Source organism: Pseudomonas sp. NFIX49 (genome assembly GCF_900115915.1).
In the GTDB taxonomy this organism is placed as follows: Bacteria; Pseudomonadota; Gammaproteobacteria; order Pseudomonadales; family Pseudomonadaceae; genus Aquipseudomonas; species Aquipseudomonas pharyngis.
This window is the reverse complement of record NZ_FOYE01000002.1, coordinates 582,652-599,257: the sequence shown is the minus strand read 5'-3', so window position 1 is coordinate 599,257 and position 16,606 is coordinate 582,652. Positions and strand designations below refer to the sequence as shown.

General features: G+C 60.7%; 10 protein-coding genes. 8 read left to right on the top strand and 2 right to left on the bottom strand.

The features are described from left to right. Positions 1-513 precede the first annotated feature (513 nt). The 4 genes from BMZ46_RS07190 (at position 514) to BMZ46_RS07175 (ending at position 9,991) form a co-directional block, all read left to right on the top strand. Entirely contained in the window at positions 514-2,307 is a 1,794-nt protein-coding gene (locus BMZ46_RS07190) for a DUF1302 domain-containing protein (RefSeq protein WP_074691771.1), read from the top strand. Positions 2,308-2,330: 23 nt separating this feature from the next. Further along, complete coding sequence (locus tag BMZ46_RS07185; RefSeq protein WP_039769368.1) at positions 2,331-3,698, top strand: DUF1329 domain-containing protein; 1,368 nt, start codon at positions 2,331-2,333, stop codon at positions 3,696-3,698. 139 nt (positions 3,699-3,837) lie between these two features. Continuing rightward, positions 3,838-6,381, top strand: a complete 2,544-nt coding sequence (locus BMZ46_RS07180; protein ID WP_074691767.1) for a LuxR C-terminal-related transcriptional regulator — start codon at positions 3,838-3,840, stop codon at positions 6,379-6,381. Positions 6,382-6,541: 160 nt separating this feature from the next. After that, the gene (locus BMZ46_RS07175; RefSeq protein WP_074691764.1) at positions 6,542-9,991 is read left to right on the top strand and encodes a dermonecrotic toxin domain-containing protein; all 3,450 of its coding nucleotides are present in this window, start codon (positions 6,542-6,544) and stop codon (positions 9,989-9,991) included. 12 nt (positions 9,992-10,003) lie between these two features. Here BMZ46_RS07175 and BMZ46_RS07170 read toward each other — a convergent pair whose 3' ends face one another. Next, positions 10,004-10,786, bottom strand: a complete 783-nt coding sequence (locus tag BMZ46_RS07170) for an IclR family transcriptional regulator (protein ID WP_074691761.1) — start codon at positions 10,784-10,786, stop codon at positions 10,004-10,006. Between the two features lie 163 nt (positions 10,787-10,949). Between BMZ46_RS07170 and hmgA the strand changes: the two genes are divergently transcribed. From hmgA to BMZ46_RS07150, 4 genes are all read left to right on the top strand, one after another. Next, positions 10,950-12,245, top strand: a complete 1,296-nt coding sequence (hmgA, locus tag BMZ46_RS07165; protein WP_074691758.1) for a homogentisate 1,2-dioxygenase — start codon at positions 10,950-10,952, stop codon at positions 12,243-12,245. Positions 12,246-12,248: 3 nt separating this feature from the next. Further along, positions 12,249-13,553: a fumarylacetoacetase gene (gene fahA / locus BMZ46_RS07160; protein ID WP_074691755.1), complete on the top strand. Its 1,305-nt coding sequence runs from the start codon at positions 12,249-12,251 to the stop codon at positions 13,551-13,553. 12 nt (positions 13,554-13,565) lie between these two features. Next, on the top strand, positions 13,566-14,204 hold the full coding sequence (gene maiA, locus BMZ46_RS07155; protein WP_074691752.1) for a maleylacetoacetate isomerase: 639 nt from the start codon (positions 13,566-13,568) through the stop codon (positions 14,202-14,204). Between the two features lie 159 nt (positions 14,205-14,363). Further along, on the top strand, positions 14,364-15,761 hold the full coding sequence (locus BMZ46_RS07150) for an MFS transporter (RefSeq protein ID WP_074691748.1): 1,398 nt from the start codon (positions 14,364-14,366) through the stop codon (positions 15,759-15,761). Here BMZ46_RS07150 and BMZ46_RS07145 read toward each other — a convergent pair. After that, positions 15,685-16,488 carry a SirB1 family protein gene (locus BMZ46_RS07145; RefSeq protein ID WP_074691745.1) on the bottom strand — a complete coding sequence of 268 codons (804 nt, stop codon included), beginning with the start codon at positions 16,486-16,488 and terminating at the stop codon, positions 15,685-15,687. The genes BMZ46_RS07150 and BMZ46_RS07145 overlap by 77 nt on opposite strands. Positions 16,489-16,606 lie beyond the last annotated feature (118 nt).

Below are 16,606 nucleotides of genomic sequence, written 5' to 3'. Positions count from 1 at the left end.
CTCAAGGAAATGTCTGACGCGGTAATCGGAGGATCTTTGCAATCCGCCATCCACATTTTTTAAACGCCCATAAAAAAGGCCGCTGCAAACGCAGCGGCCAAGGTAAGACGTTGGATCAAGGAGCTACAAATCAACGTCAGTGAACACCGGGGCGATGGATCGAAAAACGCTTCGCGCCATCAGAAATCGGTTGCCGACGACTCGGTCGCGGACTTCGTGCTTTCTCGCGGTCTGCGGTGAAAGCCGGCACAGAATAAGGGCTGGCGCCTCAGGGAAAAATAGCGATTCCGGACATGCACTGTTGCGGGGCGTGTAACAGTGGCGCGCACTGGGGTGGTCATTATCCGCTGCGTTGATAGTGGTCCATCCAGCCTGTTCATGGCGGGCGCAAACCCTTGTCGCAGGCGGGGATTCATCCTTTCGAGCGACAGCGTGAATACCTCCTTTGTGCGCTTATCCTCGCCGTGGCGCGGCAGTAGGGTGGGGCCTTCTGTCACTCACCGGGGAAGACGCATGACAAAAACAACAATGCGCGCCATCTTCACGCCGCAGGCGCTCGCCGCTGCTGTGGCTTTGGGTTGCTGTGCCCAGGCGCAAGCGGTCGCTTTCAATATCGGGGAAATCGAAGGCACCTTCGATTCGTCGCTGTCGGTCGGAGCGAGCTGGGGCATGCGCGATGCCGACAAGTCGCTGGTCGGTACGGTCAACGGCGGCACGGGCCAGTCTTCCACCGGTGATGACGGGCGTTTGAACTTCAAGAAGGGTGAGACCTTTTCCAAGATCTTCAAAGGCATCCACGACCTCGAACTGAAGTACGGCGACACCGGTGTGTTTGTGCGCGGCAAGTACTGGTACGACTTCGAACTCAAGGACGAAGACCGCGAGTTCAAACAGATCAGTGACAAGGGACGCAAGGAAGGCGCGAAGTCGTCCGGCGCGCAGATTCTCGACGCGTTCGTTTATCACAACTACTCCATCGCCGATTTGCCGGGCACCGTGCGCGCCGGCAAACAGGTGGTGAGCTGGGGCGAAAGCACCTTCATCGGCAACTCGATCAACAGCATCAACCCGATCGACGTCTCGGCGTTCCGGCGGCCGGGTGCGGAGATCAAGGAGGGGCTGATTCCGGTGAACATGCTGTTCGCCTCTCAGGGGCTCACCGACCAACTGACGGTCGAGGGCTTCTATCAACTGGAATGGGATCAGACCGTCCTCGACAACTGCGGGACGTTTTTCGGCGTCGATGTGGCAGCGGACGGTTGCAACAACGGCTACACCGTCGGCAGCCCGGCGATCGCCCCGTTGGCGCCGCTGGCGGCAGCCTTCGGCCAGCCGATCCAGGTGACCCGCGAAGGGGTGATCGTGCCCCGTGGCGGCGACCGCGATGCGCGGGACTCCGGGCAATGGGGCACGGCGTTGCGCTGGCTCGGCGACGACACCGAATACGGCCTCTACTTCATGAACTACCACAGCCGCACGCCGACCGTTGGCACCAGTACCGCCGGTCTGTCGACCCTGGCGTCATTGCCGGGCATGGTCGGGATCGCCAACCGCCTGGCGCCCGGCAGCGGTTCGGGACTGGCGCAAAGCGTGATGCTCGGGCGCGGCCAGTACTACCTCGAATACCCGGAAGACATTCGCCTGTACGGCGCGAGTTTCTCCACCACGTTGCCAACCGGCACCGCCTGGACCGGTGAGATCAGCTATCGGCCCAATGCGCCGGTGCAGGTCAACACCAACGACCTGACCCTGGCGCTGGTCAATCCGATTGCCGGCGGTGCCGCGTCGCCGCTGGTCACCTCGCCGGGGGCCGACAACAAGGGTTACCGACGCAAGGAAGTGACGCAGATCCAGAGCACGCTGACGCACTTTATCGATCAGGTCTGGGGGGCGCAGCGCCTGACCCTGGTCGGCGAGGCGGCGGTGGTGCGGGTTGGCGGACTGGAGTCGCGCAGCAAGCTGCGTTATGGGCGTGACTCGGTCTACGGCCAGTATGGTTTCGGGGGGGATACCGACGGTTTCGTTACTTCCACCTCCTGGGGCTATCGCGCCCGGGCGATCCTCGATTACGCCAACGTGATCGGCGGGATCAACCTCAAGCCCAACCTGTCCTGGTCCCACGACGTCGCCGGCTATGGCCCCAACGGTCTGTTCAACGAAGGCGCCAAGGCTGTCAGCGTCGGAGTCGATGCCGACTATCGCAACACCTATACCGCGAGCCTGAGTTACACCGACTTTTTCGGTGGTGACTACAACACCCTCGAAGACCGTGACTTCGTGGCCCTGAGCTTCGGTGTGAACTTCTGATCTGCCCGAGAAGGATGAATGCAATGCGCAAGATGATTCTGCAATGCGGTGTCCTGGCCTTGAGCCTGCTGGCCGCCAACGTGATCGCGGCGGTGTCGCCGGAGGAAGCCAACAAGCTCGGCACCAGCCTGACGCCGCTGGGCGCCGAGAAGGCCGGCAACGCCGACGGCTCGATTCCGGCCTGGACCGGCGGTATCCCGAAAAACGCCGGAGCAGTCGACAGCAAGGGTTTTCTGGCTGACCCGTTTGCCAGCGAAAAACCGTTGTTCACGATTACTGCCGCCAACGTCGACAAGTACAAGGACAAGCTGTCCGACGGCCAGGTGGCGATGTTCAAGCGCTACCCGGAAACCTACAGGATCCCGGTCTACCCGACCCATCGCACCGTGGCCGCACCGCCGGAAATCTACGAGTCGGCCAAACGCAGCGCACTCAACGTCACCAGCATCAACGATGGCAACGGCCTGGCCAATTTCACCGGTAACCGCTACTACGCGTTCCCCATTCCCAAAAATGGCGTCGAGGTGTTGTGGAACCACATCACCCGTTATCACGGCGGCAACCTGCGGCGGATCATCACGCAGGTGACGCCGCAAACCAACGGCAGCTACACGCCGATCCGCTTCGAAGAAGAGATCGCCGTGCCGCAACTGATGAAGGATCTCGATCCGGAAAAAGCCGCCAACGTCCTGACCTTCTTCAAGCAGTCGGTGACGGCCCCGGCGCGCCTGGCCGGTAACGTGCTGCTGGTACACGAAACCCTCGATCAGGTGAAGGAACCGCGTCTGGCGTGGATCTACAACGCCGGTCAGCGTCGGGTCCGTCGTGCACCGCAAGTCGCCTATGACGGCCCGGGCACCGCCGCCGACGGCCTGCGCACCTCGGACAACTTCGACATGTTCTCCGGCGCCCCGGATCGCTATGACTGGAAACTGATCGGCAAGAAGGAAATGTACATTCCGTACAACAGCTACAAGCTCGACTCGCCGAGCCTCAAGTACGACGACATCGTCAAGGCCGGGCACATCAACCAGGACCTGACCCGCTATGAACTGCACCGGGTCTGGGAAGTGGTCGGCACAGTCAAACCGAACGAACGGCACATCTACGCCAAGCGCCACATGTACATCGACGAGGACAGCTGGCAAGTGGCGCTGGCCGATCACTACGACGGTCGCGGGCAACTGTGGCGAGTGGCTGAAGGACACGCGCAGTACTACTACGATCACCAGGCCCAGGCCTACACCCTCGAAGCGCTCTACGACATCATCGCCGGCCGTTACATTGCCCTGGGGATGAAGAACGAAGAGAAGCACAGCTTCGAATTCGGCTTCGAAGCCAAGGCCGCCGATTACACCCCGTCGGCCTTGCGTTCGGAGGGCGTACGGTAAGGGTCTCGATACAGGGGCAGACAAAAAGGCGACCGCACGGTCGCCTTTTTTATGGGCGCCAATCAGCGTACTGAATACTCGTCAACAAGCAGCAGGGAGAGGGCTAGGGTGAGCGTACAACGATAAAAAGGCGTACCCGATGACCGCCATGACCCACGCTCCGGATCGTCCGGGATTCTTGCCCAGACTCTCGGCTCATCATCTTCCACGTCCGCGTCTGACTGCATCACTGCTCGAATCTGCGGCAAGGGTCCGGCTGATCTGCGCACCGGCCGGCAGTGGCAAGAGCACGTTATTCACCGAATGCCTGTTGCAGGCGCCCGTCGAATGTACGGTGTGCTGGCTGCCGTTGGCGGGCATGTCGATGAGTGTTGCGGCATTTTGCGAGCGACTGGCGCAGGCATTGGGGCTGGCCACGGCGGATGAGTCGTCGCTGCTGCATGAGCTGGCGCGCCGGTCCTCGCCGGTTTGGGTGTTTCTCGACGATTACTGTCGTGTTGAAGAGCCGGCGCTGGATGCACTGCTCGACCGGATGCTGGCGCTTGCCGGCCCCGCCGTCACCTGGTGGATCGGCACGCGTCGACGCCCGCAATGCAACTGGCCGCGCCTGTTGCTCGATGACGCCTTGTACGAGTGCGAATGCGCGGCGCTGGCGTTGAGTCGCGGCGAGATCGCGCAATTGTTGCGGCACCTGCCGTCCGTCCAGGCCGATCAAGTGGCTGCTCGCATTCATCAGCGCAGCGGCGGCTGGTGCGCCGGGGTGCGAATGCTGTTGATGCAAAAATGCGACTGGTCGCAAAAGACCTTGCCGCAGCAACGCATGGACACTCTGCTGGATTATCTGCAACACGAACTGTTCAGTGGATTGAGCCCGGAACTGGCCGAGGCCTGGCGGGTGTTGGCGCATCTGCCGCGGTTCAACGCCAGCCTGTGCGATCACCTGTTCGGTGCAGGCGAAGGCGCGCAGTGGATGCGCACGCTGCAAACGCTTGGGTGTTTTATCGAACCCTGGCAAGGGTCGCCGGACTGGTTGCAGGTGTGCGCTGCGCTGTCGCGCTTGATGCGCGATGAGCCCTGGCCCGCCGGACGTTCCTGGCATCGTCGGGCCTGTCAGTGGTTCGCTGCCGGACAGCATTGGAAATGCGCCTTTGAACAGGCGCTGCTGGCCGAAGAATACGAGGTGGCGGTGAGCCTGCTGCAACACTTCAGTTTCGAGCATTTGTTCGAGGAACAGACAGTCGTGTTGTTACTGCGCCTGTACGAGCAACGCGGCGAGGAACTGCTGCTGGGCTCGGCGCAACTGGTCGGTCTGATCACGGCGGCGTTGCTGTTCGCCGGACGATTTACCCAGGCGGCGGAATGCATCGGACAACTGTCGCGTTTTCTACCGCCACCGTCGGCGGGTCAGCAACGGCAATTGATCGCGCGCTGGCAGGCTCAGCAAGGATGGCTGTTGCATTTGCAGGGGCATATGGACGAGGCGCGCGAGCATTTCGAGCAAGCCTTGAACGATCTTTCGCCGCAGGCCTGGACGGCCCGTCTGCTGTGCCTGTCGGGCCGCACTCAGCAAGCGTTGCTGTGCGGTGATCTGGAGCTGGCTCATTCGATCAATCGTGAAGCGCTGTGCCTGGCACGGGCCGAGGGCTCATTGCTGTTCGAGGCGTTGCTGGAGCTTGATCACGCCCAACTGCTGGAGCAACGGGGCGCGTCGGCTCGCGCCGAAGAGTTGCTGGCCAATCTTTGCGAAATGCTTGAGTCCTCCATCGAGCGACCGACGCCGTTGTTGGGCCGTATCGCCTTGCGCCGGGGGCGACTGGCGCTGAGCATGGGGCAATCAATACGGGCTGCCGAGCTCTTTCAGCAGGGGCTCGACGACTGCTTGCGCAGCTTTGACAAGCGCGTGCTGTACGGTTTTCTCGGTCAGGCGCAACTGGCCGCTGATCAGGGTGATTATTCGCAAGCATTCATGCACCTGCGCGATGCCGAACGTTTGATGCAGCAGCGGCAGATTCCAGACACGGTTTATCGCGGTGTTCTGTTGCAGGTCAGCAGTGAGTTCTGGCTGCAACAGGGACGACCCGAACTGGCTCGTGAAGCGTTGAGTCGAGTGCTCAGGCACTATCGTGGCCCGCGTGGACGGCAGGCGCCGCCGGCGACGCTGGAGCTGATCCCGCGTATCGAGTATTTGCTGATTCTGGCCGAGACCCGCTTGAAGCAGGCGCACCAGCCGCAGGCGCGGCTGCAGTCCTTGCTCGAGCAGGCTCAGTCTTGCCGGATGATCGTTCTGGAAGCCGAGCAGTGGCTGGCAATGAGCGAGGTGGCGTCGATTCTCAATGATCGGGAATCTGCCCGACAGTATTTCGACAGGGGCCGCAAGCTGGCCTGTCAGTTCAACTTGCAGCGTCTGGTCATGAAGTTTGACGAAGCTGCTTCGGATATTCGCCCTGAGTCACCCGAACATCCATTTCTTGATGGCAGTGACAATGAAAATTCATTAAGCCTGAGAGAATCGCAAGTGTTGGGGTTGATTGCGGCGGGAAGTTCCAATCAACAAATAGCGGATAAGTTGTTCATCTCGTTGCATACCGTTAAAACTCATGTCCGGCGAATTCATGCAAAGTTGGGCGTCGAACGCCGGACGCATGCCGTGGCGCGCGCGAGAATGCTGGGTTTGTGTTGTTAATTGTCAGTTAATCAGTATGTTGGTTTTTTTTAAGTTTGATCTTTTAAATGTCTTGCAAAGGACGGTGGGTTTTTTATTGGTTTTGCTCCGGTTAAGTTATTTGCACGGCTTGGGCGATGTTTTGTCGTCTGGTTATCCTGTGTAATAACGGAGTTTTATCATGAATGCAGTTGGAAGGTTATCGGCGGAAAAACATCTGAGTGAAATCAATAAGCGCAGGTACGACCTGGAAGGTTTGCTGGGTGCACTACCGTCGTTCAAATCGCTTTTGCAGGATTTGGTGTTAAAGGAACTTCAACAGTTATCACCGAATATTTATATCAGCAAAACTTACATTGCCGCCCAGCATTCAGAGATTGCGAATCCACAACCGACCGGGTTGTTGATGGACGTGTTCATGCAGTGCCTGGTGTCCGGCAATGCGCCCGTCTATGACGCCAGTCTGTACGGCGTCTACGATTGGCCTGACTCCACGGATGAAGAGGACCGGATTGAAGGGCTGGATGTAGTAGCCGTCGGTTCGTTGATCGGTAATGTGCTCGGATCGCTGGCGCAGAAGTACACGCCTTTGCTGGCGCAATACTGGGCTGCATCTTCGGGGAAGGACGGTCTGGGGCGTGAGCTGGCTTCGCGCAGTCGTCAGTTGCAGGATGCCTATGCAGCGCTGTTCTGGCAGGAATTGGGCGCGACGGTGCAGATGCAAGGCGTTCGGCCGGAGGTAGAGGAAAGCTATGCCGTTTTCATCAAGGGCACATCTTTGACTCCGGCCTACAGTCTTTCACTGCAACTGGAAAACGGTCGATTCGCAACGCTCGCCGGCTGCTTTGTCACGTACCTTTCGGGGCGCTCTATCCCCGAACTGGTTCTGGACGATGACGAATGGGTTGTCCTCTACACTTCCGTGAACGGCCTGGAAACATTCCGCACACCCACCTTGATGCATCAAGCGTTGCAGCAACGCCTGGGCAATGCAGAAACCCGGGCACAACTGCTCGGGAGTGTTTCACAGGAAGATGCCGAGCAGCTCGGCAGCGTTCCGGATATCCGTTACCTGAACATTCAAGGCGAAATCTTCCAGACCCTCACCGCCCAGCTTCTTGAAAAACAACAGCGCGACGTTGCTTACCATCTTCGTCGGTTACAGGCGCCGGGCGGGGATCGGCCTGCTCTCGTGCGTTCGGTCGAGAGCACCCTTCAGCAGCAGGCAGTCATCGACGCTGCCCGGGGGCGGGTCGCGAGACTACTGGCCCTGATGAACCGAAACGCCCGGCCGCAATGGTTGAAAGATGCCACCGCCAACCATCAGGAAGTATTCGCTTCTCTGGAAAAGGAACTGCTCAGGGGGCAGGTGAGCCTGCATGAGGCCCTGGGGGGAGTATCTTCTTTTCAGGACTACGTGCGCGGAGTTGTCGAAACCCACATCAGCGCGGGCGATACCCGGCGAGTGGACCCTGATACTGTCTGGGTAACAGTGGAATATTCTTTGCGTATGGGCACTCGGCGTATTGAACATGTCGAGCGTAAAACCCTGACTCAGTTGTTCATGTACGGCGTGCATGACACGGCGGCTCCCTACACGATCAAGCTCGAAGCCTTTCACACCAATCCTCGACTGACGGCTTCGAGTATCGAACTCGCCATCCGCCAGTTTGATCTGCGTTTGCAATATGCCAATCAACGCAATCAGCGTTTCGCACAGGCACGGATTCGCGAAGCCATGCGCGAAGTCCTGGGGCAGGAAATTGCGCTCAGCCACTTCGCCGCCGTCCTGCAAAAACACATCGGCCCGCAAGGGCAGAATATGGTGCAGCGGTATCTGCATGGCGATCCGGGAGTCGAAGCGTTTGGCGTTGCGTTTCGTCAATACTACAAGCCGTTCAAGGACATGATTGCGTTTCGTGCAAGGGGGGCTGCGCCAGACCTCCAGTTACATGTGCTGTATGCGCCAGGTGCCCCGACCGGGCAGCAATGGTACGAATTCTCCGATCTGACCGGATTGAAACGACAGTTCATCTCCTGGGGTTTCGAGCCACGTGATCGTGAATTCCTGATCGCTCAGGCTTTCAGCAAGGATCGCGCAGCTTTCGTGAAAGACGAGCTTTCTTATGTCGAGCCAGGCCCTGTGTTTGAACCGAGGTGGTGGGGTGGAGTCACCCTGGTCGAGTGGACTCGGGGGCACGGTGAAGGGCCACTGATGGGGGCCATCCATGAAATCATCGATTGGGAAATCGCTGAGGAACAGGTGGCCACGCCCGTCTGGTACAGGAATGCGGCGTCGCGGGATCGCGAGATGCTTACCCGAGTGAACACGGATTTCAAGGCGCTCTACGAACTGTCGAAAGACGAGCTGAATATCCCCACGCTGGTTTCTTATTCGCGAGACCAGGTGATGGAACGGTTGAACAGTCACCTGCGTCGTTCTGACCCGAACCACCCCTTGATCGATCCTGATCGCGTTAATGTCAAGGTGAAAGGGCAGGACTGGATGACGCTTACCCAGCTCTTCATTCAATGGCAGCTTTGGCCTGGTGATGATCAGGTGGCATTCGTCTCCAGGGATGGTTCTTCACTGGGAAATCTGAATGCGACGGTCGTCAAATCGTTGATCGGTTTGCGGCCGGGCATGATGTATGAGTGGCATCTGGTCGACCGCTTTGCCAACGGCCCGTCGCTGGATCTCAAGGCGAAACTGTTCTGCAAGCTCAAGCAGAACGAAATGCTCAGGGCCGCATTGACTCAGAAGATGCAGGGCTCTCTGTCCTCCGAACAGTTCAATTGGCTGGCGGGACTGGTCGACGGGCTCGATCATGACCGTCCTCATCAAGTGGAACCGTTCAAGCCGGGCACTACCCCGCAGGAGGGTATCTACACGCTGGTTCTTGAAGGGCGACGCATCGAGGGCGCTTATACGTTTGGACGCCGGGTGGCAGGGAAGCTGCAGCTGCTGGCCTATATTCCGAAGGCTCCGGACGGGCTGAGTTTCCGCCCGCTCGAATCCTTGACACTGGGGCTCAAGGACGCCGACCTGGGAAATCACGTCATTGCACTGACCAGGCTCGAACACAGGGGTGTCGTACAGAACTTTGTCATTCGCTGCCAAAACGCTTCAGGCGCTCTCCCTGTCCCTGCGTTGGACAACAGTTATGCCGTGACCCATTTCAAGTTCGAATTCGACAGCATGATTTCCCGTGTGCTCAGCGACGTTGACTATCAAACCACCACACCTGCCGAGCGATTCTGGAACACGGTCATGGTGATCACCGAGCTTGCGGTGGATATCGTCTCGCTGTTTGTCCCGCCGGTGGGATTGGTGAGCAGCATCGTGCGCATCACACGTTCGATCGTCCAGGGCATCGTTGCCTACAGTCTGGGAGATGACAAAGCCGGCAAGAACCATCTCGCCTCGGCGTGGAGAAGCTCCATTCTCTTGTATGTGGGAATTGTGGCAGGCGTTGGCGGATCTGTTTCGGCGGTGGGGCTGCTGTCGCGAGTCAAGGATATTTCCGAGATCGTGTCGACCGTGACCGGGGTGCCGGTGGGGATTGGATATGTCACCGCCGTGGCTTCTCCCTACGTGATCGCGGACAGTAAAACCCGAATCATCGGCTGACCCCTTGCCTCGTCAATCTGGCTGATAACCCATCCGCCAACTCACGGCCCGCGTCGCAGCCAATAACCGCTGCGCCGCCGGGCCGTTTTCGTCGGCGTGGAACAACGATGTCGGGCCGACGATGGTCAATACCGCAGCGACCTGGCCGGGGGCGTTGAACACCGGAGCCGACAGGGCATCGACGCCGGGCATCAGCAAGCCGTGGACATGATGCAGACCGCGTTCGCGGATCTGTTCGCACAATGCCTCATAAGCTTTTTCGTCCGCCAGCGGATGGCCGCCGACGGCGATTTCCTGCTCTCGCAATTCGTCGGTTTCCCGGTGCGGCAGGTAAGCGCCGAACACCAGGCCGGTGGAGGAACTGAGTAGCGGCAACACCGAGCCCAGTTGCGTCACCACCGTCACCGCGCGCACCGCCGGTTCGATGTGCACCACGGTCGCGCCCTGATTGCCCCACACCGCCAGGAAACAGGTTTCGTTGAGTTCGTCGCGCAACTCGGCCAGCGGCAGGGCGGCGACTTTCAGCACGTCCATACTGTTGAGGGCGGCCAGGCCCACGCGCAGCGCTTCACGGCCGAGGCCGTAGTGGTTGGTGGCGGTGTTCTGTTCGGCAAAGCCCGAGGCAATCAAGGCCTGCAGATAACGGTGAACCTTGCTCGCCGGCATCTGCACATGTTCGGCCAGACGCGACAGCGAAGTGGACGGCGACAACTCGGCCAAGGCCTTGAGGATGTCGGTGCCGACTTCGGCGGAGCGGACTTTCTGTTTGCCGTTGCTGTCGCTGGTTTTTTCCATGGTGCTGCCGTGTCCCGGAACGAATGGGCGTCTTTATAGCTTGACGCTCGATAGCGAGCAAATTACGTTATGCGTAATTGAATTACGATAAAAATAACCCCGGCGTGCCAAGACCTCTGATCCAGAGCGTCCGGCCATGCCGACTCCCTGTTCAGGAGGCTCCATGAACCTCGATTCAGCCCTGGCTTACCAGTCCGGTTTCGGCAATGAATTCAGCTCCGAAGCGTTGCCCGGCGCACTGCCCGTCGGCCAGAACTCCCCGCAGAAAGCCCCGTACGGTCTGTACACCGAACTGTTCTCCGGCACCGCGTTCACCATGACTCGCAGCGAAGCGCGGCGCACCTGGATGTACCGGATCCAGCCGTCGGCCAATCACCCGGCATTCGTCAAACTGGAGCGGCAACTGGCGGGTGGCCCGTTGGGCGAAGTCACCCCCAATCGCCTGCGCTGGAACCCGCTGGACATCCCGACCGAACCGACCGATTTCATCGACGGTCTGGTCAGCATGGCGGCCAATTCCGGCGCCGAAAAACCGGCCGGCATCAGCATCTATCACTACTGCGCCAACCGTTCGATGGAGCGCGTTTTCTTCAACGCCGACGGCGAGCTGCTGCTGGTGCCGCAACTGGGGCGCCTGCGCATCGCCACTGAACTGGGTGTGCTGGAAGTGGCGCCATTGGAAATCGTCGTGCTGCCACGGGGCCTGAAATTCCGTGTCGAACTGCTCGATCCGCAAGCGCGCGGTTATGTCGCCGAGAACCATGGCGCGCCGTTGCGCCTGCCGGATCTGGGGCCGATCGGCAGCAACGGTCTGGCCAATCCGCGGGACTTCCTGACCCCGGTCGCCGCCTACGAAAACCTGCAACAGCCGACTACGCTGGTGCAGAAATTCCTCGGCCAGTTGTGGGGCACCGAACTCAATCACTCGCCGCTGAACGTGGTCGCCTGGCACGGCAACAACGTGCCGTACAAATATGACCTGCGCCGCTTCAACACCATCGGCACCGTCAGTTTCGATCACCCGGATCCGTCGATCTTCACCGTGCTGACCTCGCCGACCAGCGTCCACGGTCTGGCCAACCTCGACTTCGTGATCTTCCCGCCGCGCTGGATGGTGGCCGAGAACACCTTCCGTCCGCCGTGGTTCCACCGCAACCTGATGAACGAATTCATGGGCCTGATCCAGGGCGAGTACGACGCCAAGGCCGAAGGCTTCCTGCCTGGCGGTGCATCGCTGCACAGCTGCATGAGCGCCCACGGCCCGGACGGCGAGACCTGCACCAAAGCCATCAACTCGGACCTCAAACCGGCGAAGATCGACAACACCATGGCCTTCATGTTCGAGACCAGCCAGGTGCTGCGCCCAAGCCGTTTCGCCCTCGACTGCCCGCAATTGCAATCCACTTACGACGCCTGCTGGGCCACGCTGCCCGCCACGTTCGACCCGACCCGGAGATAACCCATGACTCAGAATTCCATCACCCGCAGTTGGGTCGCTTCGGCCAACGGCCACACCGAATTCCCGCTGCAGAACCTGCCGCTGGGCGTGTTCAGCATCGAAGGCTCGGCACCGCGCGCGGGCGTGGCGATTGGCGAACACATCTTCGATCTGCAAGTGGCGCTGGAGGCCGGTCTGTTCGACGGCGCCGCGCGCAGTGCAGTCGAAGCCATGCACGGCGGTCAGCTGAACGCCTTCTTCGAGCTCGGACGCGATGCCCGCGTTGCCCTGCGCGAACGTCTGCTGGAACTGTTCAGCGAAGGCAGCACTCACCGCGGCAACATTGAAGCTCAGGGCGCAAAACTGCTGCCACTGGCCGCCGATTGCCAGCTGCACCTGCCGGCGCGCATCAGTGACTACACCGACTTCTACGTCGGCATCGAACACGCGCAGAACGTCGGCAAACTGTTCCGTCCGGACAACCCGTTGCTGCCGAACTACAAACACGTGCCGATCGGCTACCACGGTCGCGCGTCCACTGTGCGCGCTTCCGGTGCCGACGTGCGCCGCCCGAAAGGCCAGACCCTGCCGGCTGGTGCGACCGAGCCGACCTTCGGTCCATGCGCACGGCTGGACTATGAGCTGGAACTGGGGATCTGGATCGGTCAGGGCAACGAGATGGGCGAGCCGATCGCCATTGGTGACGCCGCTGAACACATCGCCGGTTTCTGTCTGCTCAACGACTGGTCGGCCCGTGATATCCAGGCCTGGGAATACCAGCCGCTCGGCCCGTTCCTGTCCAAGAGCTTCATCACCAGCGTCTCGCCATGGGTGGTGACCGCCGAAGCGCTGGCACCATTCCGCACCGCGCAACCGGCGCGTCCGCAAGGCGATCCGCAGCCGCTGCCGTACCTGCTCGACAAACGCGATCAGGAGGGCGGTGGTTTCGACATTGAGCTGGAAGTGCTGCTGCTCACCGAAAAAATGCGCGAGCAGAACCTGCCGGCCCATCGCCTGACCCTGAGCAACACCCGCTACATGTACTGGACTGTCGCGCAAATGGTTGCGCACCACAGTGTCAACGGTTGCCAGTTGCAGGCCGGTGACCTGTTCGGTTCGGGCACCTTGTCCGGCCCGGAAAACGGTCAGTTCGGCAGCCTGCTGGAAATCACCGAGGGTGGTAAGAAGCCGATCGAACTGGCGTCTGGTGAAGTGCGCAAGTTCCTTGAAGACGGCGACGAAATCATCCTGCGCGCCCGCTGCGCCCGCGAAGGTTTTGCCTCGATCGGTTTCGGCGAATGCCGTGGCACCGTGCTGGCGGCGCGCTGACAGGAGCGGCTCATGGATCTCTACACCTATTACCGCTCCACCTCGTCGTACCGGGTGCGGATCGCGCTGGCACTCAAGGGCCTCGACTATCAGGCGTTGCCGGTCAACCTGATCGCACCGCCCGGTGGCGAGCATCGGCAACCGGCGTACCTGGCGATCAATCCCCAGGGCCGGGTGCCGGCCTTGCGCACTGATGACGACAAGCTGCTGATTCAGTCGCCGGCGATCATCGAGTACCTGGAAGAACGTTATCCACAGGTGCCGTTGCTGCCCGAAGACCTCGTTGCCCGCGCCCAGGTGCGCGGCGTGGCGGCGGTGATCGGCTGCGACGTGCATCCGCTGCACAACGTCAGCGTGCTCAATCGCCTGCGCGGGTTGGGGCATGACGAGCCGCAGGTGACCGAGTGGATCGGCCACTGGATCAGTCAGGGGCTGACGACGGTGGAGCAGTTGATCGGCGACAGCGGCTTCTGTTTCGGCGAGTGGCCGTGCGTGGCGGACGTGTACCTGATTCCGCAGTTGTACGCGGCCGAGCGGTTCAACGTTTCGCTGGAGGCGTATCCACGGATTCGTCGGGTGGCCGCGTTGGCCGCTGAGCATCCGGCGTTCATTGCGGCGCATCCGGCGAATCAGCCGGACACGCCGAAATAACTGAGCACACCCACGCTCTGCGTGGGTGTGCTGCCAAGGATGCTCTGTGCCCAGTGTGACGCGGAGCGTCACGGGATGCATTCCCACGCGGAGCGTGGGAACGATCTCTCGATATGCGCTGTGACCAAAAAATCATAAAAACAAAACAGGTACCTTGCGATGCACAACCAGATTGCCAGCTTCCGGGCGGCACTCGACGCCCGTCCTGTGTCCCGCTTTCAGTGGTTACTCCTGATTCTTCTTGCCTTGCTGCTGGTCACCGACGGCTATGACGCCCAGGTGCTCGGTTACGTGGTGCCGGCGCTGGCGCAGGACTGGGGTCTGGAAAAGTCCGCGTTCGGCCCGGTGTTCAGCGCCAACCTGCTGGGGCTGACCCTCGGCTCCCTTGCTGTTACGCCGCTGGCCGACCGCTTCGGCGTTCGACGGATTTTGCTCGCCTGTGTACTGATCTATGCCAGCCTCACCGTGCTGATGGTGTTCGCCGATTCCCTGAATACCCTGATGATCGCGCGCTTCATCTGCGGCATCGGCATGGGCGGTGCGATGCCCAGCGCCATGGCCTTGATGTCGGAATATTCACCGCCTCGCCTGCGCACGTTGATGGTCACGCTGGCGGCGTGCGGCTTTTCATTCGGCGGTGCGGCGGGTGGTTTTGTCGCGGCCGGTTTCATCGACCGTTTCGGTTGGCAGGCAGTGTTCCTCGCCGGCGGTGTCACGCCGTTGCTGCTGTTTCCGTTTCTCTGGTGGATGCTGCCGGAATCCTTGCCACGCCTGCTGCGTGACGCGCCGCCCTATGCGCGCCTGCGCAAGGTCACCGCACGGATGCTTCCGGACTGGCAACCGCCCGCTGCATCGGTCGAGCAGAACGAGCGCGAGCAGGGCAGCAAACTCACCGTGGTGGAGTTGTTCCGCAACGGTTACGCCCGCCCGACCTTACTGATCTGGGCCACGTTTTTCGTCAGCCTGATCCTGCTGTATTTCATGATCAGCTGGCTGCCGTCGCTGCTACTGGAAAGTGGCCTGAAGCTCAATGAAGCGAATCTGGTGACGTCGATGTTCCTGTTCGCCGGTACGCTGGGCGCGATCTGCATGGCGTGGTTCGCCGACCGGCTGAAGAGCAAGGTGCGCCTGCTGTCCGGCGTGCTGGCGGGTGCGGCGGTGTGCACGATCCTGCTGGGCCTGAATCACGACAGTCCGCGCTATCTGGTGGCCTGTGTGTTTGCGGCGGGCTTCTGCATCATCGGCGGGCAACTGACGCTCAATGCGTTCGCCAGCAATTTCTATCCGGCCCACGTACGCGCCACCGGCACCGGTTGGGCGTTGGGAGTCGGGCGGTTCGGGTCGATTCTCGGGCCGCTGTTCGGCAGCCTGTTGTTGGCGATGCACATTCCAGTGGAGCAGATTTTCTTTTTCTGCGCGATTCCGGCGGTGATTGCGGCGTTGCTGATCATTCAGGTGCGTTCGCCAGCCACTGCGCTGTTCAGTGGACAACCGCGTTCGGTGGCAGATGCCCCAGCCGTTCCGTCAGGCGAAGTCGCTGAATCGGGTCGTCACTGAGCAATAGCGCGTGCTCCAGATCGAAACGCTCGGCGTTTGGGCAATCGAGGCGCTGGTACAGACTGGCCCGGGCCAGATAGTCGGCGGCGCTGGCATTGCCCAGTTCGAGCACGCGCTCGGCATCGATCAACGCGGCGATGAAGTCGTCGTGGGTCAGGTGCAACTGGCGCAGGTTGCGTGACAGGCGCTGAAGCATCTGCACCGGTTCGGCAGTCAGCAGATGGTCGGCGCTGAGTTTCATCTGGTGGCCGTACTGGCGGTGTAGCAGTTCACGGCAGTCGTTCGGATACAGACGCCGTCCGCCGCAGGGATCGAGCAGGTGATCGGCCCCGGGAACCTTAAGCAGGAAATGTCCGGGGAAGTTCACCCCGACCAGCGGAATCTCCAGGCCACGGGCCAGTTCCAGAGCGATCAATGCCAGCGCCAGCGGCTGGCCGCGTTTGGTCTGCATGACTTTGTGCACCATTGCGGCCTGTGGGCGCAGCGGTATGAAATCATCTTGCGCGAAGCCCAGATCGGTCATCCGCCGCAACAAAGGTTGCGCCAGTTCGCTGACCGGCAGCAACGGCAAGCCATAGCTGACCCGCTGTTGCAGCTCCTTGAAGTCCTGCAGCAGTGCTTCGGGATCGGCTTGTTTGTCGTGTTCGGCGGCCATCCACAACGCGGCTTCGAACAGCGCGGGCGGTGAACGGTGCAGACATTCGAAAAAACGTTGGCGCGGACTCATCTCAATCTCCGGGGCATGCCTCGTTTTAGCCCCGTCTTTGCCATTCGTCCAGTGCCGGGCCGCTCTGCCATCGGGTTATGCCACAACCCGGTGATCAGTGGCGGCGCTTATTCCGGCG